Annotated in this window: 21 protein-coding genes; 13 read left to right on the top strand and 8 right to left on the bottom strand. The window is 62.8% G+C overall.

The genetic code is table 11. The features are described 5' to 3' along the window. Nucleotides 1–66: 66 nt before the first annotated feature. From hflX to rpoD, 9 genes are all read left to right on the top strand, one after another. Nucleotides 67–1,173, top strand: coding sequence for a GTPase HflX (hflX, locus tag VNT00_RS10250; RefSeq protein WP_325587101.1), 1,107 nt, complete (start codon nt 67–69; stop codon nt 1,171–1,173). Continuing rightward, complete coding sequence (gene hflK / locus VNT00_RS10245; protein ID WP_325587099.1) at nt 1,139–2,437, top strand: FtsH protease activity modulator HflK; 1,299 nt, start codon at nt 1,139–1,141, stop codon at nt 2,435–2,437. Before hflX ends, hflK begins: the two co-directional genes overlap by 35 nt. Before the next feature lie 13 nt (nt 2,438–2,450). Then, the gene (hflC, locus tag VNT00_RS10240; RefSeq protein ID WP_325587097.1) at nt 2,451–3,338 is read left to right on the top strand and encodes a protease modulator HflC; all 888 of its coding nucleotides are present in this window, start codon (nt 2,451–2,453) and stop codon (nt 3,336–3,338) included. 173 nt (nt 3,339–3,511) lie between these two features. Next, nucleotides 3,512–4,675, top strand: coding sequence for an ATP phosphoribosyltransferase regulatory subunit (locus VNT00_RS10235; RefSeq protein WP_325587095.1), 1,164 nt, complete (start codon nt 3,512–3,514; stop codon nt 4,673–4,675). Nucleotides 4,676–4,750: 75 nt separating this feature from the next. After that, nucleotides 4,751–6,046 carry an adenylosuccinate synthase gene (locus tag VNT00_RS10230; RefSeq protein WP_325587093.1) on the top strand — a complete coding sequence of 432 codons (1,296 nt, stop codon included), beginning with the start codon at nt 4,751–4,753 and terminating at the stop codon, nt 6,044–6,046. Nucleotides 6,047–6,131: 85 nt separating this feature from the next. After that, nucleotides 6,132–6,674 (top strand): phosphoribosyltransferase, encoded by a 543-nt coding sequence (locus VNT00_RS10225; RefSeq protein WP_325587091.1) that lies wholly within the window; start codon nt 6,132–6,134, stop codon nt 6,672–6,674. Nucleotides 6,675–6,849: 175 nt separating this feature from the next. Continuing rightward, nucleotides 6,850–7,062, top strand: a complete 213-nt coding sequence (gene rpsU, locus VNT00_RS10220) for a 30S ribosomal protein S21 (protein ID WP_113932797.1) — start codon at nt 6,850–6,852, stop codon at nt 7,060–7,062. Continuing rightward, on the top strand, nt 7,063–9,000 hold the full coding sequence (gene dnaG, locus VNT00_RS10215) for a DNA primase (RefSeq protein WP_325587087.1): 1,938 nt from the start codon (nt 7,063–7,065) through the stop codon (nt 8,998–9,000). Between the two features lie 301 nt (nt 9,001–9,301). Continuing rightward, nucleotides 9,302–11,566, top strand: a complete 2,265-nt coding sequence (rpoD, locus tag VNT00_RS10210; RefSeq protein ID WP_325587085.1) for an RNA polymerase sigma factor RpoD — start codon at nt 9,302–9,304, stop codon at nt 11,564–11,566. Between the two features lie 140 nt (nt 11,567–11,706). Here rpoD and VNT00_RS10205 read toward each other — a convergent pair whose 3' ends face one another. The 7 genes from VNT00_RS10205 to VNT00_RS10175 all read right to left on the bottom strand — a co-directional run bounded on the left by VNT00_RS10205 (nt 11,707) and on the right by VNT00_RS10175 (nt 19,152). Beyond that, the gene (locus tag VNT00_RS10205; RefSeq protein WP_325587083.1) at nt 11,707–13,257 is read right to left on the bottom strand and encodes an MFS transporter; all 1,551 of its coding nucleotides are present in this window, start codon (nt 13,255–13,257) and stop codon (nt 11,707–11,709) included. Nucleotides 13,258–13,404: 147 nt separating this feature from the next. Further along, nucleotides 13,405–13,650, bottom strand: a complete 246-nt coding sequence (locus VNT00_RS10200) for a DUF3820 family protein (protein ID WP_325587081.1) — start codon at nt 13,648–13,650, stop codon at nt 13,405–13,407. A 4-nt stretch (nt 13,651–13,654) separates the two neighbouring features. Continuing rightward, nucleotides 13,655–14,110, bottom strand: a complete 456-nt coding sequence (locus VNT00_RS10195) for a MarR family winged helix-turn-helix transcriptional regulator (RefSeq protein WP_325587079.1) — start codon at nt 14,108–14,110, stop codon at nt 13,655–13,657. 104 nt (nt 14,111–14,214) lie between these two features. Further along, entirely contained in the window at nt 14,215–15,372 is a 1,158-nt protein-coding gene (locus VNT00_RS10190; protein ID WP_325587077.1) for an FAD-dependent oxidoreductase, read from the bottom strand. A 19-nt stretch (nt 15,373–15,391) separates the two neighbouring features. Continuing rightward, nucleotides 15,392–16,405 carry a VOC family protein gene (locus VNT00_RS10185; RefSeq protein ID WP_325587076.1) on the bottom strand — a complete coding sequence of 338 codons (1,014 nt, stop codon included), beginning with the start codon at nt 16,403–16,405 and terminating at the stop codon, nt 15,392–15,394. A gap of 36 nt (nt 16,406–16,441) precedes the next feature. Further along, complete coding sequence (locus VNT00_RS10180) at nt 16,442–17,683, bottom strand: MFS transporter (RefSeq protein ID WP_325587074.1); 1,242 nt, start codon at nt 17,681–17,683, stop codon at nt 16,442–16,444. Between the two features lie 485 nt (nt 17,684–18,168). Beyond that, nucleotides 18,169–19,152 carry an LLM class flavin-dependent oxidoreductase gene (locus VNT00_RS10175; protein WP_325587072.1) on the bottom strand — a complete coding sequence of 328 codons (984 nt, stop codon included), beginning with the start codon at nt 19,150–19,152 and terminating at the stop codon, nt 18,169–18,171. A gap of 133 nt (nt 19,153–19,285) precedes the next feature. On the opposite strand from VNT00_RS10175, the gene VNT00_RS10170 reads away from it, so the two are divergent. After that, nucleotides 19,286–20,479, top strand: coding sequence for an MFS transporter (locus VNT00_RS10170; protein WP_325587070.1), 1,194 nt, complete (start codon nt 19,286–19,288; stop codon nt 20,477–20,479). A gap of 13 nt (nt 20,480–20,492) precedes the next feature. On the opposite strand, the gene VNT00_RS10165 is transcribed toward VNT00_RS10170, so the two are convergent. Continuing rightward, a complete protein-coding gene (locus tag VNT00_RS10165; RefSeq protein ID WP_325587068.1) occupies nt 20,493–21,971 on the bottom strand; it encodes a sensor domain-containing diguanylate cyclase in 1,479 nt (492 codons plus the stop codon). 442 nt (nt 21,972–22,413) lie between these two features. Here VNT00_RS10165 and VNT00_RS10160 point away from each other — a divergent pair, with 442 nt between their 5' ends. The 3 genes from VNT00_RS10160 to VNT00_RS10150 all read left to right on the top strand — a co-directional run bounded on the left by VNT00_RS10160 (nt 22,414) and on the right by VNT00_RS10150 (nt 25,141). Further along, a complete protein-coding gene (locus tag VNT00_RS10160; RefSeq protein ID WP_325587066.1) occupies nt 22,414–23,232 on the top strand; it encodes an IclR family transcriptional regulator in 819 nt (272 codons plus the stop codon). A 119-nt stretch (nt 23,233–23,351) separates the two neighbouring features. After that, a complete protein-coding gene (locus VNT00_RS10155) occupies nt 23,352–24,341 on the top strand; it encodes a substrate-binding domain-containing protein (protein ID WP_325587064.1) in 990 nt (329 codons plus the stop codon). Between the two features lie 161 nt (nt 24,342–24,502). After that, on the top strand, nt 24,503–25,141 hold the full coding sequence (locus VNT00_RS10150) for a TetR/AcrR family transcriptional regulator (RefSeq protein WP_325587062.1): 639 nt from the start codon (nt 24,503–24,505) through the stop codon (nt 25,139–25,141). Nucleotides 25,142–25,155 lie beyond the last annotated feature (14 nt).

Genomic DNA, 25,155 nt, shown 5'->3' with positions numbered 1-25,155 from the left:
ACAGAACCGCCGGACAACACCCGCTGTGCGCCACGCGCCGGCGGGTATTTCGTTTATGCGCACGCCATGAAGGCGCTGATCGTAAGCGTGGATCTCGGCACGCCCGATTTCCAGGCGCACGCCGATGAATTCGCCATGCTGGCCAAAGGCGCCGGCGCCGAAATCGTGGGAACCTTGATCGCCAGGCGGTCTCGGCCCGATGCCGCTTATTTCATCGGCACGGGCAAGCTCGAAGAGGGGGTCCTCATGGCCGACTCGTCCGGGGCCGAGATCATTCTGTTCGACCAGGCGCTCACCCCGGCCCAGCAGCGCAACCTGGAACGCGGCTTCAATCGCCGGGTCGTCGACCGGGTGGCGCTCATCCTGGACGTTTTCGCGCTGCGGGCGAAAAGCCACGAGGGCAAGCTTCAGGTCGAGCTGGCCCAACTGCAGCATCTGTCCACGCGGCTTACCCGCATGTGGAGCCACCTCGAGAGGCAGCGCGGCGGCATCGGCATGCGCGGCCCGGGCGAGGCGCAGCTCGAAATGGATCGCCGCCTGATCGGCGACAAGGTCCGCCTGCTCAAAGAGCGCCTGGCGCGGGCCCAGCGCCAGCGCACCACGCAGCGGCGTTCCCGCATGCGGGGCGGCGTGCTGTCGGTATCGCTGGTGGGGTACACCAACGCCGGCAAGTCCACGTTGTTCAATGCACTGACGAGGGCGGGCGCCTATGCCGCCGACCAGCTTTTCGCCACGCTCGACACCACGTCGCGCCGGCTCTGGATCGACGGGGCCGGCCAGGTGGTCGTTTCGGATACCGTCGGGTTCATCCGCGACCTGCCGCCCACCCTGATCGCCGCCTTCAGGGCCACCCTGGAAGAAACCGTGCATGCCGACCTGCTGCTGCATGTGGTGGATGCCGCCAGCCCTCAGCGCGACGAGCAAGTGGCCGAAGTGGACAAGGTTCTGGCGGATATCGGCGCCGACGAAGTGCCGCGCATACTGGTCTACAACAAGATCGACGAGGCCGGGTACGAGCCCAGGGTCGAGCGCGATGAACATGGTACCATTGCACGAGTATTTGTAAGCGCCCTAAGGCGTGCCGGGTTGGATGGCTTGCGCGGGGCAATCGTCGAGTTCGGTCAGATCGCAGGAAACAATGCGTTTAATATCCAAAATCTTCAATCTGAATGACCCTGGTTGGGGGCGTGGCAATAACAACAACGAACCGCCGCGCCGGCCGGGCGATGGCCCTCCCGATCTGGACGAGGTATGGCGCGATTTCAACAGCCGCATCGGCGCGCTGTTCGGCCGCAAGCCGCGCCGCGGAGGGCAGGGCGGCGGCAACGGCGGCGGCCCGGGGCTGTCCATGCCCAGCGGGTCTCCGAAGCTGTTCATCCTGGCGGCGATCGTCATCGTTCTGCTGTGGCTGGCCAGCGGCTTCATGATCGTCCAGGAAGGCCAGGTGGCTGTCATCACCAAGTTCGGCAAGTACACCAAGACCCTGGGGCCGGGCCTGCAATGGCGTCTGCCATACCCCATCGAAAGCGGCCAGACCGTCAATATTTCTCAATTGCGCACTTTCGAGGTGGGCTTTCGCGGTTCGGCGCGCAACAAGGTTCTGCCCGAATCGCTCATGCTTACCACCGACGAAAACATCGTCGACGTGCAGTTTGTCGTGCAATACCGCCTTAGCAGCAACGGGGCGCCCGACTACCTGTTCAAAACCAGCAATCCCGACGAATCCGTCCGCCAGGCGTCTGAAACCGCCATGCGCGAGGTCGTGGGCCAGCAGCCCATGGATTCGGTGCTGTATTCCGGGCGCACCGAAATCGCCGCCCAGGTTCAAAAAATCGCCCAGGCCATTCTCGATCGCTATCAAACCGGCATACAGCTGAGTACCGTCGCCATCCAGAACGTGCAGCCTCCCGAACAGGTTCAGGCCGCGTTCGACGACGCGGTCAAGGCCGGCCAGGACCGCGAACGCCAGATCAACGAGGGCAATGCGTACGCCAGCAAGGTGGTGCCCGAGGCTCAGGGCCAGGCCGCCCGCATGATCCAGGACGCCGAAGGCTACCGGGCCAAGGTCATCGGCGACGCAAAGGGTGACACCGCGCGCTTTGCCAGCGTCGAATCCGAGTTCGCCAAGGCTCCCGACATCACCCGCGAACGCATGTACCTTTCGACCATGCAAACCATATTGTCCAATACCGGCAAGATCATGCTGGATGCCCAGGCCGGCAACAATATGCTGTACTTGCCGCTGGACAAAATCATCCAGCAGGTGTCTCGCGACGCGGGCAACCACAACGCTGCCGCGGCGGCCGGCGCGGCAGCCAGCACGCCGCCCGCGCCGGCAAAAAATGCCGCCGGCACCACGGGAAGCAGCCGGCCCAGTCCCTACGGCAACGGGCCGGCTTCGCAGAACTCCCTGTCTGTGAATCGTTTCTCGCGCTAACCCGAGGCCCATCATGCAACGTTCCTTTCCTTACCTGATCGGCCTGGTTATCGTTCTGGCCATATTGTCTTCCTGCGTATTCATCGTTCGCGAGCGCGACTCCGCCCTGGTGTTCGCCCTGGGCGAGGTGCGTGAAACCATCACCGAGCCCGGCCTGTACTTCAAGCTGCCGCCTCCCTTCGAAAACGTGGTGTTTCTCGACAAGCGCCTGCAAACCATCGAAAGCAAGGACCCCGAGCGCATCCAGACCGCCGAAAAGAAAAACCTTCTCATCGATTCCTACGTAAAATGGCGCATCGTGGATCCGCGCCTGTTCTACGTCACGTTCGGCTCCAATACGCGCGCCGCCGAAGAGCGCCTTTCGGCGCAGATTCGCGACGCCCTCAATGCCTCGGTCAACGTGCGCACTGTCAAGCAGGTGGTGTCCAACGAGCGCGGCTCCATCATGCAGGAAATGCTGCACAACGTGGATGCGCGCGCCAAGCCGCTGGGGGTGGACGTAGTCGACGTACGCCTGCGCCGCATCGATTTCGCGCCCGAGATCTCCGAGTCCGTCTATCGGCGCATGGAGGCCGAGCGCAAGGAAGAAGCCAACCGCCTGCGCGCCACGGGCGCGGCCGACAGCGAGAAAATCCGCGCCCAGGCCGACCGCCAGCGCGAAGAGCTCCTGGCCACGGCCTATGCCCAGGCTCAAGGCATAAAGGGCGAGGGCGATGCCTCGGCAGCCGCCATCTATAACAAAGCCTATAGCAAGAACCCGCAGTTCTACAGCTTTTACAAAAGCCTGGACGCTTACAAGGAAATCTTCTCCAAGCCCAGCGACCTCATGGTGCTGAGCCCCAGATCCGACTTCTTCAAGTTCTGGGGAACGCCCAAAGGCACGGGCCCCGCGGCGCCCTGAGCCGCCGAATGGTGTATCCGCCACAAAAAGCGGATCCGCCATTTGGGGTTAGGGCAACAACACGGTACAATACGCCGTAAGTTTGAATACATCCGCAAGCGACTTGGCGGGCTTACGCCCCAAGTCGCTTTTTGTTTGGCTGACGCATTTGCGAGGTTTTTCAGGGCTGAATGATGTCCAATTGGTTACTGCCGGAAAGTCTGGCCGATATTCTTCCCGCCGAAGCGCGCCGCATCGAAGAGCTGCGGCGCGATCTGCTTGATTTGTATCGCACATACGGGTTCGAGCTTGTGGCGCCACCGCTGGTCGAGTACATCGACTCCTTGCTGTCGGGCGCGGGCGGCGATCTTAATTTGCGCACCTGCAAGCTGGTCGATCAATTGTCCGGGCGCACCATGGGCGTGCGGGCTGACATGACTCCCCAGGTGTCGCGCATCGACGCGCATCTGCTCAATCGCCAGGGCGTCACGCGCCTGTGCTATTGCGGCACGGTCCTGCATGCCCGTCCCGCTGGCTTGCTGTCCGAGCGCGAGCTGCTGCAGATCGGCGCCGAGATCTTCGGCCATGCCGGGGTCGAGGCCGACATCGAAATCATCCAGCTGGCCGTGGAAAGCGTGCGTTGCGCGGGTGTCCGGCAGCCTCGCCTCGACCTGAACCATCCGGGTGTGGTGCGCAGCATCATCGATTCGGATCCGGCGCTCGTTCCGTTGGCGGACGAAATCTGCGAACTGCTCAGTACCAAAGACGTGCCCGGCCTGGTCGAATTGGGCAAGCGGGTTTCCGAAATCCGCCCGTCCAGCCTGCAGGCCCTGCTCGAGCTGCCTTTGCTGTATGGTGGCATCGAGGTCATCGAGAAGGCGTTGCGCATCCTGCCCGATTCGCCGGCCATCCGGTCGGCCATGGCCGACCTGCAAACGCTTATCCGTTCTTTGCCGGAATTCGATTTCAGCATCGACCTGGCCGATATGGGCAGCGGGTATGGTTATCATTCGGGCGTGGTGTTTTCGATCTACGCCGAGGGCTGGCACGATGCGCTGGTCAAGGGCGGCCGCTACGACGGCATGGGCAAGGCTTTTGGCCGCAGCAGGCCGGCCACCGGCTTCAGCCTCGATCTGCGCAAGCTGTCGTCGGGGTTGCCGCCAGCGCCTCTGGCCAAGGCAATACGCGCGCCCTGGGGTAGCGACCCGGCGCTGGTCGAAGCGTTGCGGGCCCTGCGCGCCGCAGGAGAAATCGTGGTTCAAGCCTTGCCGGGCGAAGTTCACGACGTCGACGAGTTCAATGTCGACCGGGAACTGGTTCTTGAAAGCGGCAAATGGCAAACAAGAGCGGTCAAGTAGGCCCGGCGGGCCGGTTTGTCGCATGGTTAACTCATCTGGCCCGCGGGGCGGGCCTAAATCTTTTAGATACATAACATGAGCAAGAATATCGTGGTTATCGGCACCCAGTGGGGTGACGAAGGCAAAGGGAAAATCGTCGACTGGCTGGCCGAATCGGCCCAGGGCGTGGTGCGTTTCCAGGGCGGGCACAATGCCGGCCACACACTGTGGATCAACGGCAAGAAGACCATACTGCGCCTGATTCCGTCGGGCATCATGCACGACACGGTTACCTGCTATATCGGCAATGGCGTGGTGCTGTCGCCCGAGGCCCTGCTCAAGGAAATCGCCGAACTCGAGGCGGCCGGACTCGACGTGCGCTCGCGCCTGCAGATTTCCCCGGCCTGCCCGCTTATCCTGCCTTATCACGTGGCGGTGGACCAGGCCCGCGAAGCGCGCAAGGGCGAGGGCAAGATCGGCACCACCGGGCGCGGCATCGGGCCCGCCTACGAAGACAAGGTCGCGCGCCGCGCATTGCGGGTGCAGGACCTGTACGAACCCGCCGTTTTCCAGGAAAAGCTCGCCGAAGCTCTGGACTACCATAATTTCGTGCTGACCAAGTATTTGGGCGCCGAAGCCGTCTCCTTCGACGCCGTGCGCGACCAGGCCATGGCCCTGGCCCGCGAAATCCAGCCCATGGTGGCCGATGTCTCGCATAATCTGTATGTCGCGCAAAAAACCGGCCACAGCCTGTTGTTCGAAGGCGCGCAGGGTTCGCTGCTCGACATCGACCACGGCACTTATCCCTTTGTCACCAGCAGCAATTGCGTCGCGGGCGCGGCAGCGGCCGGGGCCGGCGTCGGCCCCCAGTCGCTGAGCTATGTGCTGGGCATCGCCAAGGCCTATGCCACGCGTGTCGGATCGGGGCCTTTCCCCACCGAGCTGCTGGACGAAACCGGCCGCCATCTGGCCGAAGTCGGCAAGGAGTTCGGCTCGGTGACCGGCCGTCCCCGCCGTTGCGGCTGGTTCGACGGCGCGGCCATGAAGCGCTCGGTCATGATCAACGGCATTTCGGGCCTGTGCATCACCAAGCTCGACGTCCTGGACGGTATCGAGCAAATCAAGATCGGCGTCGGCTACCGCTATAAGGGCGAGTTCCTCGACGTCCTGCCCAACGGCGCGGCGGCGGCCGCCGAGGCCGAGCCGGTTTTCGAAGAAATGGCCGGCTGGACGGAGTCCACGGTGGGCATCACCGACTACGACAAGCTTCCCGTCAACGCCCGCCGCTACCTGCAGCGCATCGCCGAAGTCTGCGACGTGCCCATCGACATGATCTCCACCGGCCCCGATCGCCTCGAAACCATCGTCCTGCGCCATCCGTTCATGGGCTGATCTGCGGCGCCCGATTGCAAGATCGGGCATCGAGCCGGTATCATTACGCTCCCCGCAGGCAAAAATCAGAACAGGAGAAATTCCCATGGCCCTTCCCTCAAGCACGGATCGCGATCTTTGGGTCAGTTGGGATCAGTACAACGCCCTTATCGAGCGCCTGGCCCTGAACATCCATGAGTCGGGCTGGCAGTTCGAGAAAATCGTGTGCCTGGCCCGGGGCGGCGTGCGGGTGGGGGACGTGTTGTCGCGCATCTACGATGTGCCCCTCGGCATCCTGGCCACCAGCAGCTACCGCGAAGCGGCCGGCACCCAGCAGGGCAGCCTGGACATCGCCCAGTTCATCACGATTACGCGCGGCACGCTGGACGGCAAAGTGTTGCTTGTAGACGACATGGTCGACACCGGCCTGACCTTCAACCGTGTCGGCGAGCATCTGCGCAAACAGTTCCCGGCCATCACCGAAATGCGCAGCGCGGTGCTGTGGTGGAAGGGACACGCCAAGGCCACCCCCGATTATTACGTCGACAAGCTGCCCACCAACCCCTGGATCCACCAGCCTTTCGAGGACTACGACAGCCTGCGCCCGCATCAACTCGAGGCCTGGGTACGGAAAGGCCGCTCATCCTGAGCGATTCGTGGTAGAATGCCTGGCTAAGGTTTAGCTTTGCCCGGCCTTTGGCCGCACGCAGCGGAAACATACAGGTTTTTCCTGCAGGCTTGTTTTCGCATTTTGTGCTGCATTGGGCCTTGGCATTTAGCGAATTAACGAATTTTATTTAACCCTATTAAAGGCTTAAGACTACATGCCTATCGTTCGTCTTAAAGAAAACGAGCCCTTCGAAGCCGCTTTGCGCCGCTTCAAGCGCACCATCGAAAAAATCGGACTCTTGACCGAGCTGCGTTCGCGCGAATTCTACGAAAAGCCCACCGCCGAGCGCAAGCGCAAGCACGCCGCCGCCGTCAAGCGTCACTACAAGCGCATCCGCAGCCAACAACTGCCTCCGCGCATGTATTGATTGATTCCTGACTCATTTGTCCAGGAGTTACTCGCCCGAGTAGATGTTGTCGACGTCGTCGGGCGATACGTTCAGTTGCGCAAGGGCGGGGCCAATCTGCTTGGCCTGTGCCCCTTCCACAACGAAAAAAGCCCTTCTTTTACCGTCAGCCCCACCAAGCAGTTTTACCACTGCTTCGGTTGCGGAGCGCATGGTAGCGCCATCTCGTTTTTAATCGAGCACACCGGAGCCAGTTTTCCGGAGGCGGTGCGCAGCCTTGCCGCGTCCGCGGGCATGACGGTGCCCGAGGAAACCCGCAGCCCGCGCCAGACCGCACAGGCCAGGCAGCGCAAGGAAGAAGTCTCGCGCCACCAGCAAATACTGGATGCCGCGCAGGCGCATTACCTGCGCGAGCTCAAGGCCAGCCCGCCCGCCATACGCTACCTGAAGCAGCGCGGACTGAGCGGTGAAATCGCGGCCCGTTTCGGGCTGGGATGGTCCGGCGCGAATCGCCGGGGCCTGGCCACCGTGTTTCCGCAATACGAAGACCCGCTGCTGGTGGAATCCGGCCTGGTCATCGAAGCCGACGACGGCCGCCGCTACGACCGGTTCCGTGAACGCGTCATGTTCCCCATCCGCAATACGCGGGGCCATATCATCGGCTTCGGCGGGCGCATCATCGGCAAGGGCGAGCCCAAATACCTGAACTCCCCCGAAACCCCCTTGTTCTCAAAGGGGCACGAGCTGTATGGGCTTTGGGAGGCGCGCGCCGCGATTCGCTCCGAGGGCTGCGTGCTGGTCGTCGAAGGATATATGGACGTCGTGGGGCTGGCCCAGCAGGGGGTAGGCAATGCCGTGGCCACCCTGGGCACGGCGACCACGCCCAATCATGTGCAGAAGCTGCTGAGAACCAGCGACAAAATCGTTTTCAGCTTCGACGGTGACAAGGCCGGGCGCCGCGCGGCCTGGCGGGCGCTGCAAACCTGCCTGCCGCTGCTGCGCGACGACGCGTCGATCCGGTTTCTGTTTCTGCCGGCCGAACACGACCCCGACTCTTATGTCCGTGAGTACGGCGCCGAGGCGTTCCGCGCCGCGCTGGCGGAAGCCGTGCCTTTGTCCCGGTTCATGCTCGAAGAGCTGGCCTCCCGGCATCCCATGGACGAGGCGGAGGGCAGGTCGGCCTGCGTGCACGAGGCCAAGCCCCTGCTGGCCCTGATCCCCGAAAGTGCGCTGCGGATCCAGATCGAGCGCGAATTCGCCCGGCTGGTGCAATTGACGCCCGACGAACTGGCGCAGATGCTGGCGGCCATGCCCGCGCCGGCTCCCGCGCGCGGATCGGGCGCCGCCGAACCCGCGGGAGCCCGCCAGGGGGGTAGCGAGGCGCCGGGGTTTGCACCTGCCGCAGAATACCACGAGCCGCCCGGTTTCATGGACGACGATGCCGCCGGATTCGAGCCGGATTTCTCCGGCGCCTATCCGGTCGCGCCGGCGCGAAGTTCCGCGCCGCGCCGCGGGGAAGCCGGGACTCGCCAGTCCAGGGCGGTGACCCCCATGGCGAAGCGCTTGCTGCGCTTGCTGCTGGCGCATCCCGACCTGGTTTCGGGCATGGGCGACCAGCAGCTTGAAATCCTCGAGCAGAGCCCCCATCTGGCCTTGGTGCGCGATTTGATCGCCCTGGCCAGCACCAGCGGCGCGCGCCATGTCGGCGCCTTGCTGCAGGCGGCCGAGCCCGAGTCCGAGCTGGCGTTGCTGCTCGGTTCGATGAGCAGCGAAATCCTTGCCCAGGAGGACCTGCCCGATCCACTGGCCGAATGGAACGACGCCCTGCATCGCATCGAACTGGAAGCGATCAAGGCGGAGCAGTCGGCGCTGATCCAGTCCGGCCTTGCCGACGAAGCATCGCGCCAGCGTTATCAAAAATTGACACGGCGCCTGGCGCTGCTAAATAGTGCTTCGTAGTGTCAAGTGCTGTAAAATAGAATGTTTCGCATAAAGTCAATGTGTTAGTGTGCTTTGTATCAGCCTGTCCGGGCTTTGGCGCGGGCATGTTCGGTGCAACGACGGCAGGACAATGGTGTGGCAACGCAAACCCTCTTTCGGCCTTGCAAATAGAGTCAAGGATTTATTAATTAATGGGTTTGCCGTCGCACGTCAGCGTTTTTGCGCTGCATATATGGCTTTTTGTGACAAGTTAGTTTTGCCCTGCAACACTTGATGGCGTTATAACCAATCAAGTGCTTTTGCGCCTACGGAAGCGACTATGACCAAAGCTATTGGTAAAACCACCTTAGCAGCTGAAAACGAAGCTGTGAAAAAAATTGCAAGCAAGACCAGCGCTGCGGCGGGCAAGACCGCCGCGAAAACCGCGGTCAAGGCCGATAAGGCCGAAGCCGCCAAGCCTGCAGTAAAGAAGGCGGCAGCCAAAAAGGCGCCTGCCAAGGCCGCCGCCAAGCCCGTTGCCGCCCAGGCGGCCGCTCCGGAAGCCGAGGCTCCCAAAAAGGGCAAGGCCGGCCGCGCTGCGCCCACCGGGCGTCGCCCGGGCCGTCCCGCCAAGTCGGCCAACAACGACGCCCCCAATTTCAGCGACGACGACAGCGACATCGAAGCCGAAGTCATTCCCGACCTCAAGCCGCTTCCGAAGCGGGGCGGCAAACGCGGCAAGGGCGACAAAGACGTGCCCGCGCGCAGCCAAATGACCGCCGAAGAGCAAGAGGCGCGCCGCAATCGCCTCAAGGTGCTCATCAAGCTGGGCAAAGAGCGCGGCTACCTCACCTATGGTGAAATCAACGACCACCTGCCCGACGACCTGGTCGATGCCGAAGCCATCGACGGCATCATCAGCACGTTCAGCGACATGGGCATTTCGGTCTACGACCAGGCGCCCGACGCCGAGTCCCTGCTGCTCAACGACAACGCTCCCGTGGCCTCCAACGACGACGACGTCGAGGACGAGGCCGAGGCGGCGCTTACCACCGTGGACTCCGATTTCGGCCGCACCACCGACCCCGTGCGCATGTACATGCGCGAAATGGGCACGGTCGAGCTGCTTACCCGCGAGGGTGAAATCGAAATCGCCAAGCGCATCGAAGACGGCCTCAAGCACATGGTCATGGCCATTGCCGCCTGCCCCACCACCGTCAACGAAATCCTTACCCACATCCGGCAAGTGCGCGAAGGCAACATGCAGATCGACGAGGTCGTCGACGGCCTCATCGACGAAGAGGGCGAAGAATACGCCGGCGCCGGCGTCTCGGTCGACAGCGATGAAAACGAAGACGGCCCCGCGGGCGGCATGAGCAGCAAGCAGCTCGAGCACCTGCGCACGAAATCGCTCAAGAAGTTCGAGGTTGTGGCGCATTGGTTCGACAAGATGCGCAAGGCGTTCGAGTCCCAGGGCTACGAGGCCCACGAGTACGCCGAGGCCCAGGCCGCCATCCTGGACGAGTTGATGGGCATCCGCTTCACGGCCAAGATGGTCGAGAAGCTGGCCGATACCTTGCGCAACCAGGTTGGCGAGGTGCGCAAGATCGAGCGTGAAATCCTGCATATCTGCGTGGATCGCGCCGGTATGTCGCGCGCCTATTTCATCAAGGCCTTCCCGGGCAACGAAATCAACCTCGACTGGGTGCTGCAGGAAGTGGCGGGGGGACATGCGTACTCCGAAACCCTCGAGCGCCACGTGCCGGCCGTCCAGGAACTGCAGCAAAAGCTCATCGACCTGCAAACCAGTGTCGTGCTGCCGCTCAAGGACCTCAAGGACGTCAACAAGCGCATGGCCACTGGCGAAGCCAAGGCCCGCAAGGCCAAGCGCGAAATGACCGAGGCCAACCTGCGCCTGGTCATTTCCATTGCCAAAAAGTACACCAATCGCGGCCTGCAATTCCTGGATCTCATCCAGGAAGGCAATATCGGCCTGATGAAGGCGGTGGACAAGTTCGAATATCGCCGGGGATACAAGTTCTCCACCTACGCCACATGGTGGATACGCCAGGCCATTACGCGCTCCATCGCCGACCAGGCGCGCACCATCCGCATTCCGGTGCACATGATCGAAACCATCAACAAGATGAATCGTATCAACCGCCAAATCTTGCAGGAAACCGGCACCGAGCCCGATCCGGCCACGCTGGCGCAAAAAATGGACATGCCCGAGGATAAGGTTCGCAAGATCCTCAAGATCGCCAAGGAACCCATCTCCATGGAAACGCCCATCGGCGACGATGACGACTCCCATCTGGGCGATTTCATCGAAGACACCGGCACCTTGTCGCCGTCCGAATGGGCCTTGCATGGTTCCATGCGTGACGTCGTCAAAGAGGTTCTCGATTCCCTGACCCCGCGCGAGGCCAAGGTGCTGCGCATGCGTTTCGGCATCGAAATGAGCACTGACCAGACTCTCGAAGAGGTCGGCAAGCAATTCGACGTCACCCGAGAGCGCATCCGCCAGATCGAAGCCAAGGCTCTGCGCAAGCTGCGCCATCCCAGCCGCGCCGACAAGCTCAAGAGCTTCCTGGAAGGCCAGTAAACGGCCGGGGGTGCGATCCCCAATAAAAAGCCGCGGCATTTGCCGCGGCTTTTTTGCCGCCGGGCCGCCCCAAGGCAAAAAGCGCCCCCTCGGGGGGCAGCAAGCCGCGTAGCGGCGCAGCGTGGGGGCATTTTTTTCGCCTACTCGCTGTATACGGGCTTGGGTGCTTCCTCGCTGAGCGGTTTGGCCGGGATCAGCAGCCCCAGCACGATCGAGACCACCCCAAGCAGGGCGGACAGCAGGAAGACGATCTTGAAGGCATCGGTCGCCGGTTCGGCCAGTTGCTGGCGGATTGCGGCGTCGGGCGGGACGCCGACGTCGCCCACCATCTGGCGGATGAGATCCGCGCCGGGCACCGCGGAGAACGAGGCGGGAGCATGCGAATGCAGCGCCGCGAACAGGACGGCCATCAGGACGGCGATGCCCATGGCCGCGCCCAGCGAGCGGCTGAACGCGCTGATGGCCGTGACGATGCCAAGATGCCGGTGCTGGACGGCGTTCTGGGCCGCCACGGTGGACGTGGGCAGTTGCAGGCCTATGCTCAGGCCCGCCACGACGGTGATCACGATGTTCAGGGCGACGGCATTTGCATCGAGCAGGGCGAGCAGGGCCACGCTTATGGGGACGAGAATCGCGCCCACGAGCTGGATCTGCTTGTAGAGCCCGGTGCGGGTCATGACGGTGCCGCCTATGTACGCGCCGATGGGAATGGCCAGCGACAGCGGCATCAGTTGGTAGGCCGCGCCGTCCGCGCCGCTGTCGGTCAGCATTTGCAGGCGCAGGGGGATCAGCACCGAAAGCGCGATGACCTGAACGAAGGCGATCAGCAGGATGGTGCAGGAGCACGACACGATGGGATTGCTCAATAGCTGCAGCGGAATGATGGGTTCGGCCGCGCGTCGTTCCTGCCAGACGAAGCCTGCCATGGTGCAAATGGCGATGCCGAACAGCGCGACGTTGCGCGGCTCCAGCCATCCGGCGCCTTGCCCGATGAATGTGACGGCGATCAGCAGGGCGGTCAGGCCGACGATGAGCAGGAGGGCGCCCAGGATGTCGATGGGCCGCTTGATATGCGGCACGCTGAGGCGCGTCAGGGCCTTGTAGGAGATGACCAGCGCCAGCAGGCCCAGGGGCAGGTTGATCCAGAAGACCCAGCGCCACGACACGAATTCGGTCAGCAGGCCCCCGGCCAGCGGCCCGACGACGCTGGCGATGGCGAACGAAGTGCTGATGTAGCCCTGGTAGCGGCCGCGCTCGCGCGGCGAGACGACGTCGGCAATCGTGGCCTGAGCGACGGAAATCAGCCCGCCGCCGCCGATGCCCTGCAGGATCCGCGAACCGACCAGCATGGGCATGCTGGTCGACACTGCGCAAAGCACCGATGTAACCAGGAAGATGCCGATGGCGCTCGAGAGCATCACACGCCGTCCGTACAGGTCGCCCAGCTTGCCGTAGATGGGGGTGGCCACGGCAACGGCGATCAGGTACCCGGACACGACCCAGGCCAGGAGATCGACGCCATGTAGATCGGCGGCCATCATCGGCAGCGACACGGCGACTATGGTTTGATCCAGCGCCCCCAGCAAGATGGCCAGCATCAGTCCGATGACGACGGAGCGGACTTCGCTGGGAGAAAGGCCGGTGTTGCCGGGTGACGATGGCGATATTTCGGCAGATGCTGTACTTGGCATTGTGTGATTTTTGTTTCAGGCAAAGACAAATGTGAATCTTATACCAAGATGATTAGGGATTTCCCTTGCCTGACAGAATTGCGCCGGCCAGGCATCGTTCGGGCCTTGGGAGCGTCCCGGCGGCGCAATGCGGAGCGGCCGCTTCTTTTATTCGGAGGCCTGTTCCGGGCCTTGGGGCTTCGCCGGCTTGCGCAACGGATCCAGCAAGGGCTTCAGGCCATTGTGGTCGAGCTCCTGCATGAGCTGCAGCAGGCGGCCGATTTCCCCCTTGGGAAATCCTTCGCGGGCAAACCAGTTCAGGTAGTGGCCGGGCAGGTCGGCAATAAGCCGTCCCTTGTACTTGCCGAAGGGCATGCTGCGGGTGACGAGCAGTTCGAGGTCTTCGGGGCTCATGGGTTCAATTGAAGATGTTGCCGGCCATTTTCGACAACAGGCGCAGGAGCGTGTCTTGTTCCTGCTGATCGAAATTGCGCAGGGAATCGTCGATCATGGCGTGGGCGGGCGGCCAGGCCTCTTTGTAGCGCGCCTTGCCCTTGGCGCTGAGATAGACCCGCATCAGCCGGTTGTCGGAAGGGTCGGCCCGGCGCTTGACCAGCGCGCGCTCCTCCATTTGGTCGATGACCCGGCTCAGCACCGGCTGGCGCACGACGATGGCGGTGGCGATATCGCCGATTTTTTGCCCGTCTTTTTCGTACAGGTATTGCAAAACCCGAAAATGCACGTATGTCAGATCCAGTTTGCGCAATATGGTGTCGCGCAGGTCCTGATCGAGCCGATAGATGATCGATGCCATCTGGAACGCAATATTGTGTTCCAGTTTCGAATCGGGCATGGCGGGGGTTTTAGTGGGCATGCATTGTTATATGAAGGTTGAACGAGGCCGGCCGGGTGCGCCGCCCAGCCCGGCGCGGCGAAACACCCCGCAGGTGCCGCGCCGCGCAGAAAGTATAGACCAGTTCAGGCCGCGGCCGGCACGCGCTCCGAGCCGGTGGGCGTGTGGTTGGCCGCGCGGAAGATCTGGCTGGCCACCCAAGGGTTGGCCATGGCGTTTCGGATGACCATGCTGCGGACGTCGTCGGGCAGGAAAGTGACTTCGCCATACAGCGTCGACCATTTCTGGCAATGCTCGACGATATCCCTTTCATTGTGTTCCCATTGCTCGAGCGCGTCGGGAATGGCCTGCTGCGTCGAGACGTTCTGCAGCACCGTGGCCAGCGCCAGCCCGTTTTGCATGGCCATGCCGCCGCCTTGCCCCAGGTTGGGCGGCTGGGCATGAGCGGCATCGCCCAGTATGACGGTCCGGCCCGACGACCAGGCGCGGCACTTGATGACGCTGTACACCCCCCAGGAGACCTCGGGCCCGATGCGCTCGATCAGGTGCGCCCATTGCGGGAAGTCCGCGCTCCAGAGCTTTTTGTCGACAACGGTGTTCCTGGCCTTGTCGTCGGTGTGCGGGCAGGTAAGGGCCAGGTAGGTGATGTTCTTGTTGACCGGAGTGATGAGCAGGCGGCGCGTACCGTTCCAGTTTTCGATGTACTTGCTGGAGTCGGCGGCGGGAATATCGCCTTCCCGGGCCGGGATCATGGTGCGCAGCGCGCCTTCCAGCGATTGTTCGTGCACTTGCTCCAGCCCCAGCGCCTGCCGCACTTTCGACCAGATGCCATCGGCGCCGATGGCCAGGTCGGCCCGGGCGGTTTCGCCGGAAGCGAATTGCAGCTCGCCCCGGGGCGTTGCGCCGATGACCTCGGCATTGGTCTGGATGCGGACGCCGGCGCCCAATGCGGCATCGCGCAGGGCGGCCAGCAACTGGCGGCGTTCGGTAGTGATAAGCCGCCGGTCGGCGGGGATGGCCGCCGATTCGATGATCTGGTTGCGGTTGTCGCGCTGTTCGAAATGCGTGCCCCGGAAAGCCCCTTCGACGGCCTGGTCATGGGCGCCCAGCGCTTCGAGCACCTTGAGCCCGTTCTCCCAGATGTAGATTCCCGATCCCGAGGCGCGCAGCTCGCTTTGCCGCTCGTACACGGTAACGTCCCAGTCGGTTCTGGCCAGCGCGGCGGCGGTCGCCAGCCCGCCCAGCCCGCCGCCGGCGATGATTGCAGTCAGTTTCTTGCTCATAGTGTTGTCCAGGCTTGGTTCAGACGGAGGCGGCCAACGGCACGGCGCCACGATCGGCCAGCTCTATCGGGGCCGGGCGGGATACATACCATTCGGTATGCAGGCCGTCGACATCCTCCAGCATGAAGGAGCGTTTCCACGGCAGGTCGATATCCATGGCGATGCGCTGGCCTTTTTCCTGCAGGCTTGCCATGGCTGCTTCCAGCGCCTGCTGCGAGGCCAGCTCGAACGAGGCGTGATGGAAGGAGGGCGCCTCGGCCTTTACGAGCACCAAGGCATGGCCGTAGTTTTCCAGCGCGGGCCGCAGGTAGACGGTATCGTTGGTCCGGCGCACTATGGTCAGGCCCGCGATGCGGGTGTAGAAATCCGTCATGGCCTCCAGATTGCCGGTTTCCAGCACCGCATGCGTGATGCGCTGGGGGTGGATGGGGGCCGATTCCACGTAACGTATGGTGGGGTCGGTATCGTAGCGGCCTTCGGTAAAGGGCTCGGCCGACTCCGGATCCCAATGGCTGGTCAGCAGTTCCATCGGCCCGGTGAGCACGCTGCGCCAGTCCTTGACTGTGTCGCAGTAGAACTCGTTGTAGTTGCCGTCGGGGTCGAACATATAGACACTGTGCGCCACCTGGTGGTCGACGGTCATGTCCATTTCCACGCCGTCCTGTTTCATGGCGCGCCAGGCGCGGACGAGGTCCGCCTCGTTTTCAAGTTCCCAGGCCAGGTGGTTCAGGCCGGGCTTGAGCCCGATGGTGCCGGGCAGTTGCAGCAGGCCGTTACGCCCGTAGCGGTCCACGCCCTTGGTGGTTTGCATCATGCCCAGGTCGTGGGGGGTGTGGCCGGTGCCCAGGAACGTGGCGATCAGGTCGGGTTCGGTGAATTCCACGTTAAGCCCGCACACTTCGTTGTAGAAGCGTTCGGAGGCATGGATGTCTTCGACCCAGAGGTTGACGTGACCCAGGCGGCGCGGGTTGAAGTACGAGGTGCCGGCGCCGGCATGGGATGCCAGCGTCGCGGTGGAGGTGTTCTTTTCCATAGATTTTCTCTTTGACTTTTATGGTGTATGAACCGGTCAGTGCGCGGTTTGCGCGCTGCCGGGCCGAAGCAGCACGAACAGGGCGATGAGGACCAGGATCTGGACGACGACGAACGACCAGAACGCAACTGCGAAAGAGTGGGTGGCCGTCAGCAGCGCACCCATCAGAGCCGGGGCGACGAAGGTCGCCAGCACTCCGCCCATTTCCGCGTAGCCGGCGGCCGATGGACCCAGGTCCGAGCCGTATTTTTCGCCGATCAGGCTGAAGATGGCGCCGCCGCTGAACACACCCACGCCGCAAAGGGTGGCGACCAGCAACAGCATGTTCATGTGCATGGGCCAGATGGTGGTAGCGACGCACAGCAGGGCCGAGAGCAGGGTCAGGATGACGCCGGCCTTGATCATGCCCGGGCGGGTGAGCTTGTCGCTGAGGTAGCCGCCGATGAGCAGGAAGACGATTTGCGACAGTCCCATTATCGTGCCGACCATCGGTGCCATGGCGGGATTCATGCCTTGCGTCTTGATGTAGGCGGGAATGACCCAGGTGGCGCAGGCGGCGATCGAGAACAGGTCGCCGAAAATGCCCAGAATGGCGACCCAGACCCATTTGGAGCGGAACACGGCCGCGAACACGCCGGCGCCGGGGATTTTGTCGTGAGGATCGGCATAGGGGCCTGGGCGCACGACGATTTGCGCGATGATGGTTACCGCCAGGGTCAGCACGCCCAGCGCGACGAAGAATGCGCGCCAGCTATGCGTCATGGCATAGGGCAGGCCCAGGGCAAAGTCCAGGGTGATGGCCAGCGAGTAGGCGCCCAGGATAATGCCCATGACCAGGCCTTGCCGCTTGGGTGAGAACCATTGCATGACGATTTTCATGGATCCGACCCAGACGGCCGAGTCGAAGAAGCCGATGATCAAGCGCAATATGATCAGCTCGGCGAAGGTGTTGGCGTACGATTGCGCGATCATCAGGGCGCCGCTGCCGCCCAGGCCGATCAGGTACAGCGTGCGCGACGACATCTTGCGGCCCTGGGGCGCCCAGAACAGCATGCCCAGGGCGTATGAAACGCCGAAGGCCCCCTGGACGAGGCCCGCTTCGCTCTCGGTAAGATGCAGATTGCTCGACACCAGGGACAGCACCGAGGCGAAACCGTAGAAATCGGCGGCCAGGCACATTTCGCCCAGGACCGCCATGCACAGCATCACGATCGCCAGGTTTTTCCCGACCTGGGAAGTCGCCGGGCCGTCGGCGGCTAATTTGATGGAACTTGACATGTTGTCTCCGTTTTGCGCAAAGCGCATGGATTGCCAGACTTGCGGCGGCAGCGATTTTCGTGTGCTGCGCCGGTTCTGTTTATAGAAATAATTTTGTGCTTGGACGATTTTGCCGGCGGCGCGGTTTGCGGCGCCGGCGGGCCTGGGGATGTTCCAGGCGGCTTTCGGGAAGAGTATCCCTGCAGGCCGCGGAAGCGTCGTCGGCAGGATGGCGCCAGGACGCTTGGGCTCGCATGGGGAAATGATAGGAACATGCCATTTTCATGTCAATACATATGTATTGGTATATACCCTGCCGCCTTGTAACCGGGCGCATCAGTGGAAGCTGGCGGCAATGGCGCTGGGTTGGCGCGGGCACAAGTGGGCGGGGCAGGTATGGCGGGGAAAAACGAAGGCGGGCGCCGGATGCCGGCTCTATAGATAGAGGGCATCCGGTGATGGAGGACATCCGGCCCGTGGCGGCGGACGCCGGCCCGGGTTTTGGCTCAGGCCTTGAACAGTTCGGCGATGAGTCGGTAGGAGTGCAGGCGCTTCTGGTGGTCGAAGACGTCGGAGACGATCATGAGTTCGTCGGCCCGTGTGCGCTGCAGGAACTGCTCGATGCCGCGCGCCACGGTGGCAGGCGAACCGACGATGGAGCAGGCCAGCATGCGCTGGGCCTGGATTTTTTCGGTCGGCGTCCAGTAGTCGTCGATGTCGTCGATGGGGGGATGGCTGAGGCCGCGCGTGCCGCGAAAGATGTCGGTGACCGACATTTGCTGGGTGGTCGCCAGACGCCGGGCTTCGTCGTCGGTGTCGGCGGCAATGATGTTGACCCCGGCCATGGCATGGGGGGCTTGTTGCTGCCCGGACGGCTGGAAGTGCGCCCGGTAGACGTCCAGCGCCAGGTCGAGCGCGTCGGGCGCGAAGTGCGAGGCGAAGGCATAGGGCAGGCCAAGCTGCGCCGCCAGCGTTGCGCCGAAGGTGCTGGAGCCCAGTATCCATAGCGGCACGTTGCTGTTGGCGCCCGGCACGGCCCGGATGCGCTGCCCTTCCATGACGGGGCCGAGATAGGCTTGCAGTTCCAGGACGTCCTGGGGAAAGGAGTCGGCGCTGGAGGGGCTACGCCGCAGGGCGCGCAGCGTCAACTGGTCGGTGCCGGGTGCGCGGCCCAGGCCCAGGTCGATGCGCCCCGGGAACAAGGCCTCGAGGGTGCCGAATTGCTCGGCGATGACCAGGGGCGAATGATTGGGCAGCATGACTCCGCCCGCGCCGACCCGTATGGTCGACGTGCCGGCGGCGACATGGCCGATGGCCACCGAGGTGGCCGCGCTGGCGATGCCGGACATATTGTGGTGTTCGGCCATCCAGAAACGGCGATAGCCCCAGGCCTCGGCATGGCGGGCCAGGTCGCGGGCGCAGTCCAGAGCGCGGCGGGCGTCGCCGCCTTCGCGGATTCGTACGAGATCCAGAATGGAGATGTCGGTCATGGGGCGGGTGTATCAATCAGTAAACAGTAAACGAAGGGCTGCGCGGCTTGCCGTCATTTCAGGCGATCGTCCCGCGGCAACCGCGCAAGTACCAGTATACTGGCGAGCTTGTCCGCCAGAATATTGTGCCTCGATGACTACCACGCACCTCGACAGCCCCTTGCAATCCATCTCCCGGCGCCGCCGCGCGGCGGCGGAAATCGCGCTCGCCATGGGCGGGTTCGGGATAGGCACGGGCGAATTCGCCATTATGGGGCTTTTGCCCAATGTCGGGGCCGATCTCGGGCTCACGGCGCCCCAGGTCGGGCATTTGATCAGCGCCTATGCGCTGGGCGTGGTCATCGGCGCGCCGCTCATCGCCGTCATGGCGGCGCGTCTGCCGCGCCGCCTGTTGTTGATCGTGCTGATGGTGGTCTTCGCGGCCGGCAATTTCGCCAGCGCGCTGGCGCCGACCTATGGTTCGGTCATGCTGTTCCGCTTCCTGAGCGGCCTGCCGCATGGGGCTTATTTCGGCGTTGCCGCCTTGGTGGCGGCCGCCATGGCCGAGCCTTCCGGGCGGGGCCAGGCCGTGGGGCGTGTCATGCTGGGCCTGAACGTAGCCGTGCTCATCGGCAATCCCCTGGCCACCTGGCTCGGACAGGCCACGAGCTGGCGCTTCGCCTTCGTGTTCGTGGGCCTGGTCGGCATTCTTACCATAGCCTTGCTGCGTTTCATTCTGCCGCATGTGCCCGCTTCCAGGCTCAACAGCCCCTTGAAGGAGCTCGGAGCCCTGAAGCTCGAGCAGGTATGGCTGACGCTGGGCATAGGCGCCATCGGCTTTGGCGGCCTGTTCAGCGTGGTCAGCTATATTGCCCCGACCCTGATCAATGTCTCGGGCGTGTCGCCCGGGCTCATTCCCTTCGCCCTGTCGTTCGTCGGCGCGGGGATGATAGTGGGCAACATCGTGGCCGGCCGGCTTACCGATCGCCATCTCATGCGCGCCATCGGCATGCTGCTGGCCTGGAACGTGATCATGCTGGCGCTTTTCCCGTTTGCGGCCGGCAATGCGGTAACAGCGATGATCAGCGTGTTCCTCATTGGAACCGGGGTGGCCATTGGCGTGCCCTTGCAAATCCGCCTGATGGATGTGGCGCCCAATGCGCAGACCTTGTCGGCCTCGCTGAACCACTCGGCCTTCAATATGGCCAACGCCCTGGGGGCATGGCTGGGCGGGGTGGCGATTGCCGGGGGCTACGGCTGGACGTCCACCGGCTGGGTGGGCATGGCATTGGCCCTGGGCGGGGTGGCGATATTCGGCGTGGCCGCGCATCGCGCCCGCCGCGCGTAGTGCGCCCGTTTGCCTATTCGGAAGCCTCGTTGTTCCACTTGCGGCGGTCGGCGGGGGATTGCTCGTAGTACCTGCGCTTGTCCTTGTACATGCGTAAATCGGCTTCGCGCAGGGTTTCCTCGAGCCGGCCCGCCGCATGGCAAGTGGCGCTGCCTATGGACAAATGCAGGGGAGGGCCGTTGTAGAACTGGTTATTCAGGTCGATGAGTTCGCGGATGTTCTCGACCAGCGTTTCACAGCCGGTTTCGTCCACGCCCGGCAGCAGGATGGCGAATTCGTCGCCGCCGATCCGCGCCGGCTGGAATGGTTTGTCCACGGCCTGCAGCAGGATTTCGCCGGTGCGTTGAAGCATGTTGTCGCCAATGGCGTGTCCCAGGCTGTCGTTGATTTCCTTGAGCCTGTTGAGGTCGATGATGACGGCCGATATGGGCAGCCTGGCCTTGCGCTCCAGGCGGTTCAGCTCATCCACATAGAACGACCGGTTCTTGAGCTTGGTCAATACATCGTGCTTGCCCAGGTATTCGAGATAGGCCTCGGCCTTTTTGCGGGCGGTGATGTCGGTAAGCGCAAGCAGCACCAGGTCCCAGTTGTCTTCGTGCCCCGTGAATACGGAAAACTGCAGATGGATGTTGACGACATTGCCGTCGAGCGCGTAATTGAGGACCTCGCGCTGCTGGAACAGGCGGTTGTCCCAGAGGTCGATGAGCTGCTCGCGGAAATGCGGGAACATTTCGTCGCGAAAGACTTCCGGCAGGCGAGAAAGCAGTTCGGCCTCGCTGGAGGCCTTGAACATGCCCAGCGTGTAGTGGTTGACGTTCAGGACCCGGATTTCCGCCATGCAGCGTTCGACGAATTCGGGGTGGACGTCGGTGAAGGTGCGGAAATCGGTGATGCCTTGCTCGCGCAATTCGTCCAGCAGCGCCTTGATGGCGCTGAAGTCTTCCACCCACAGCGAAACCGGGGCATAGGCGAACAGGCTGTGGGCGTATTGTTCGCTGATGTTGGCGCGCCGGCGGGTGTCTTCGAGCTCGGTGACGTCTTCCACGACGACCAGCACGCGGTCCCAGCTGGCTTGGTGATCCGGCAGGATGACGCCCTTGAGCAGGATGTCCAGGCGTTTGCCGTTCAGGGCGTAATTGACGCTTTTGCTTTCGAACTGTGTGCTGCCCTCCCAAAGCTGCACCATTTCGCTGACGTGTGCCTCGAAGGTGTCGTCGCGCAGCACTTCCTGCATACGGGACGACAGTTCTTCGAACGACGCGGCGCCGTACAGGTCGAGTGTGCGCTGGTTGACCCGCAGTACGCGGATGTTTTCAGAGCATTGGGCGATGTGGCGGGGATCGGCTTCGAGGTGGGCGCGCAGGTCGGTAACGCCGGCCTGGCGCCAGGTGTCGAACAGCTTGCGCAAGTCACTGTAGTCTTCCAGCCACATCGAGGTGGGGGAGGCTTCGAAAAGGTCGAGGGTATCTGTGCTGGCAGGGGTCGCACCCATAGTGTGCAGTTTCAGGCTGGAACCAGAGGGCATATGTATCAGTCGGCAAATGGGTGTTGCTTGGCCCGGTGCGGGAGCATCGTTCGATACTACATCAGGAAGGCGACCGGCGCAAAGTATCCCCCGCTTCGAGTAGGTGTATGCGCAAGCATTGCCGTGCTTTGTGCCTCGGCCGGACGATGGGAGATGGGGCATCATGTGTTCGGCGTCGCGATGCATGGAAAGCTTCGGCTCGATTGAGGCGGCTGCGCGATCCCTCGTGCTGGAATCCCGATAAATTCCTGCAATATGCAAATTTCTATTTATATCTATAAAATAAGAAACTGATTCCGTCCTTGTCGGGATGTTTCGGGCCTGGCAGGGCGCAAGAAGAGCACGTCGCTTTGTACCGGCTCGTGCGCGCAGGTTTTCGCTTCGGATACTGCGTCTTTCAAGGACTCGTATGCTTAATCTAGACACGGAACCCCCCGAGCATGTCGGGCCGGCCAAGGCATCCAGCCTCGAGCGCATGCTTTCGTTGCTGGATTTCTTTACCTGCCGGAAACCGGTCTGGTCGGTGGGCGGCTTGGTGAAAGCCTCGGGGTTCACCCAGTCGGCGGTTTACCGCTACATCAACGAGCTGGCGGATTCGGGCCTTGTCGCGCCGGTGCAGACGGGCCGCTACAGCCTTGGCCCGCGCATCATCCAGCTGAACCGGCAACTGACCCTGTCCGACCCCATGCTGGTCGCCATGCAGTCCATCGAGGCGGAGCTGCCGCAACTGAGCGAAACGCAGAAATGGCATTTGTGCCGCCTGTTCCGGGATCGCGTCATTGCCATCGGCGAGTACGGAAACCTGGATGCCCCGCTCAGCTATCAGCGCGGCAATCCCATGCCTTTGTTTCGCGGGGCGACCTCCACGGCCATCCTGGCGTGGCTGCCCGAGCGTCAATTGATGCGGCTCTATCTGGAAAACCAGCCGGACGGCGAGCCGCAGAATTTTGCGGCAAGCTGGCCCGCCTATAAAAAGAAGCTGGCAGCCATCCGCAAGCAGGGGTTTGCCAGCGCTTTTGCCGAAATCGATCCCGAGGTGAATGTATTCGGCATTGCCGCGCCCATTTTCAATGTAGAGGGCAAGGTCATCGGCAGCATCAGCAATGTGCGGCCGATGGCCCTGTACCGTCCCGAGCTTCTCGAGGCGCAGGGCGGGGCGGTTGCCGAACTGGCCCGGCGAATCACCAGAGATGTGAACGCCTTGGCCGCCGATATGGACGAGGCCTGAGGTTTTTGGGCAATGCCTCGCTGCGCCGGGGTATTGCAGGCCGCCGTCGGCGGCCGGACGATTGACTGCAGCATGGACGACAACGGGTTGAGACAGGCCCGGTTTTAAGGAGCTAAGAGATGAAATTGCCGTTAACGGTGGCTTGCTGGGATTATGACCGCACGCGCGCCTTGTTCGATGGGCGCGTGCAGGTGGAGGGATGCGACCCCAACTATCTGTCCCTGCCGGTGGAGGAGACCTTCTTCCGCGCCCTGCGCTCCGCCGAATTCGACGTGGCGGAGCTTTCGTTCAGCAGCTATACCGTGCTGCGTTCGCGCGGCGCATCGCCGTATGTGGCGATTCCGGTCTTTCTTTCAAGAATGTTCCGCCATTCGTCCATCTACATACGCACCGACCGCGGCATCCGCGAGCCGCGCGATCTTGTCGGCAAGACCCTGGGCGTGCCCGAGTTCCAGCTGACGGCGCTGGTTTGGGCCAGGGGCATTCTGGAGGACGAGTACGGCGTCAAGCCGTCGGACATTCATTGGCGCACCGGCGGGGTGGAGCAGCCGGGCCGGCACGAAAAGGTGGCGCTGTCCAATACCGCCGGGCTCGACATCCAGCCCATACCGTCCTCGGAAACGCTGAACCAGTGGTTCATCGACGGCAAGATAGACGGCATCATCGCGCCGCGCGTGCCCAGCGCCTTTGCCAATGGGCAGGCCAATATCGGACGCTTGTTCCCGGATTTTCGTCGGGCCGAAAAAGACTATTTCGCCAGGACCGGCATCTTTCCCATGATGCATGTCGTCGGCATCAAGAACGAGCTCGTCGAGCAGCACCCGTGGCTGCCGGCCAGCGTGCTCAAGGCGTTCACCCAGGCCAAGGATGTTGCGCAGCAGTCGCTGAGCGAGCTGGCCGCCTTGAAGGTCATGCTGCCTTGGGTGGCGGACGAATACCGCGACACGATCGCCCTGATGGGCGCCGATTATTGGCGCTACGGGATACAGGGCAACGAGCCGGCGATCGAGGCGTTCCTGCGCTATCACCATACGCAGGGCCTTTCCGAGCGCAAGATGGGCATCGCGGACTTGTTCGCGCCGTCCACGCTCGAGCAGTTCCTTATCTAGGGCCTGTTAACAGGCCCTGACGCATTTCATAATTGAACTTGTTCGGCCTGATGATAAAATGAAGGGCCTTGCCCGCGTCGAGCGGCAGGCGGCCGGCGGCGCGCAGTTCCGCCGGCGGCGGGGCCTGCTGGCGGCTTTATCTCCGAATAAGTGGTTAATTAATGAAAAAAACCGGCGCGAACGACGAGCCAGCCCTGGGACTGAGGGAACAGAACAAGCTGGAAAAGCTCCAGCGCATAAAAAGCGCCGCCAAAGAGCTTTTCACCGAGCTGGGCTACGATGCCGCGACCACGCGCGACATTGCCAAGCGCGCGCGCGTGGGCCTGGGCACCTTGTTCAATTATGCCGACGACAAGCGCGATCTCATCTTTCTCATCTACGTCGATCATCTCAACGAATTGCAGCAGGCGGGCGTCCGCGCGGTGAATCCCCGCCGGCCGCTGCTCGAACAACTGGTGACGTTCTTTTCGGTTCTATACGAGGACTTCGCCGGCAACCCCACCTTGTCGAGAATCCTGCTGCGCGAACTGGCTTTTTATCAGCACGGCAAGCTCTCGGTCGAATTCAACGAGAACCGCCTGCGCGTCGTCGATACCGTCATGCAGCTGGTGGCGGGGGCGCAAGAACGCGGGCAAATACGCTCCGGCGCCAAGCCGGCCGACGTTGCCCTGGGGCTGTTCTTTATTTATGCGGGCGCGGTGCGCCTATGGATCTCGCAGGACAACCCCGACCTGAAGGCGGGGCTGTCCGCATTGCGCAAGCAGTTCAAGCTGTACATCCACGGCCTGGAGCCTGTGTAGCCGCGGCTGGACGC

Source organism: Eoetvoesiella sp. (assembly GCF_035555955.1).
In the GTDB taxonomy this organism is placed as follows: Bacteria; Pseudomonadota; Gammaproteobacteria; order Burkholderiales; family Burkholderiaceae_B; genus Eoetvoesia.
The sequence above is the reverse complement of the archived record's forward strand: the minus strand, read 5'-3'. Positions and strand labels throughout refer to the sequence as shown.

Bases quoted from the DNA above. Each gene is read 5' to 3' on its own strand.
- hflX (WP_325587101.1), top strand. From the start codon at position 67: ATGAAGGCGCTGATCGTAAGCGTGGATCTCGGCACGCCCGATTTCCAG.
- hflK (WP_325587099.1), top strand. From the start codon at position 1,139: ATGCGTTTAATATCCAAAATCTTCAATCTGAATGACCCTGGTTGGGGG.
- hflC (WP_325587097.1), top strand. From the start codon at position 2,451: ATGCAACGTTCCTTTCCTTACCTGATCGGCCTGGTTATCGTTCTGGCC.
- VNT00_RS10235 (WP_325587095.1), top strand. From the start codon at position 3,512: ATGTCCAATTGGTTACTGCCGGAAAGTCTGGCCGATATTCTTCCCGCC.
- VNT00_RS10230 (WP_325587093.1), top strand. From the start codon at position 4,751: ATGAGCAAGAATATCGTGGTTATCGGCACCCAGTGGGGTGACGAAGGC.
- VNT00_RS10225 (WP_325587091.1), top strand. From the start codon at position 6,132: ATGGCCCTTCCCTCAAGCACGGATCGCGATCTTTGGGTCAGTTGGGAT.
- rpsU (WP_113932797.1), top strand. From the start codon at position 6,850: ATGCCTATCGTTCGTCTTAAAGAAAACGAGCCCTTCGAAGCCGCTTTG.
- rpoD (WP_325587085.1), top strand. From the start codon at position 9,302: ATGACCAAAGCTATTGGTAAAACCACCTTAGCAGCTGAAAACGAAGCT.
- VNT00_RS10205 (WP_325587083.1), bottom strand. From the start codon at position 13,257: ATGCCAAGTACAGCATCTGCCGAAATATCGCCATCGTCACCCGGCAAC.
- VNT00_RS10200 (WP_325587081.1), bottom strand. From the start codon at position 13,650: ATGAGCCCCGAAGACCTCGAACTGCTCGTCACCCGCAGCATGCCCTTC.
- VNT00_RS10195 (WP_325587079.1), bottom strand. From the start codon at position 14,110: ATGCCCACTAAAACCCCCGCCATGCCCGATTCGAAACTGGAACACAAT.
- VNT00_RS10190 (WP_325587077.1), bottom strand. From the start codon at position 15,372: ATGAGCAAGAAACTGACTGCAATCATCGCCGGCGGCGGGCTGGGCGGG.
- VNT00_RS10185 (WP_325587076.1), bottom strand. From the start codon at position 16,405: ATGGAAAAGAACACCTCCACCGCGACGCTGGCATCCCATGCCGGCGCC.
- VNT00_RS10180 (WP_325587074.1), bottom strand. From the start codon at position 17,683: ATGTCAAGTTCCATCAAATTAGCCGCCGACGGCCCGGCGACTTCCCAG.
- VNT00_RS10175 (WP_325587072.1), bottom strand. From the start codon at position 19,152: ATGACCGACATCTCCATTCTGGATCTCGTACGAATCCGCGAAGGCGGC.
- VNT00_RS10170 (WP_325587070.1), top strand. From the start codon at position 19,286: ATGACTACCACGCACCTCGACAGCCCCTTGCAATCCATCTCCCGGCGC.
- VNT00_RS10165 (WP_325587068.1), bottom strand. From the start codon at position 21,971: ATGGGTGCGACCCCTGCCAGCACAGATACCCTCGACCTTTTCGAAGCC.
- VNT00_RS10160 (WP_325587066.1), top strand. From the start codon at position 22,414: ATGCTTAATCTAGACACGGAACCCCCCGAGCATGTCGGGCCGGCCAAG.
- VNT00_RS10155 (WP_325587064.1), top strand. From the start codon at position 23,352: ATGAAATTGCCGTTAACGGTGGCTTGCTGGGATTATGACCGCACGCGC.
- VNT00_RS10150 (WP_325587062.1), top strand. From the start codon at position 24,503: ATGAAAAAAACCGGCGCGAACGACGAGCCAGCCCTGGGACTGAGGGAA.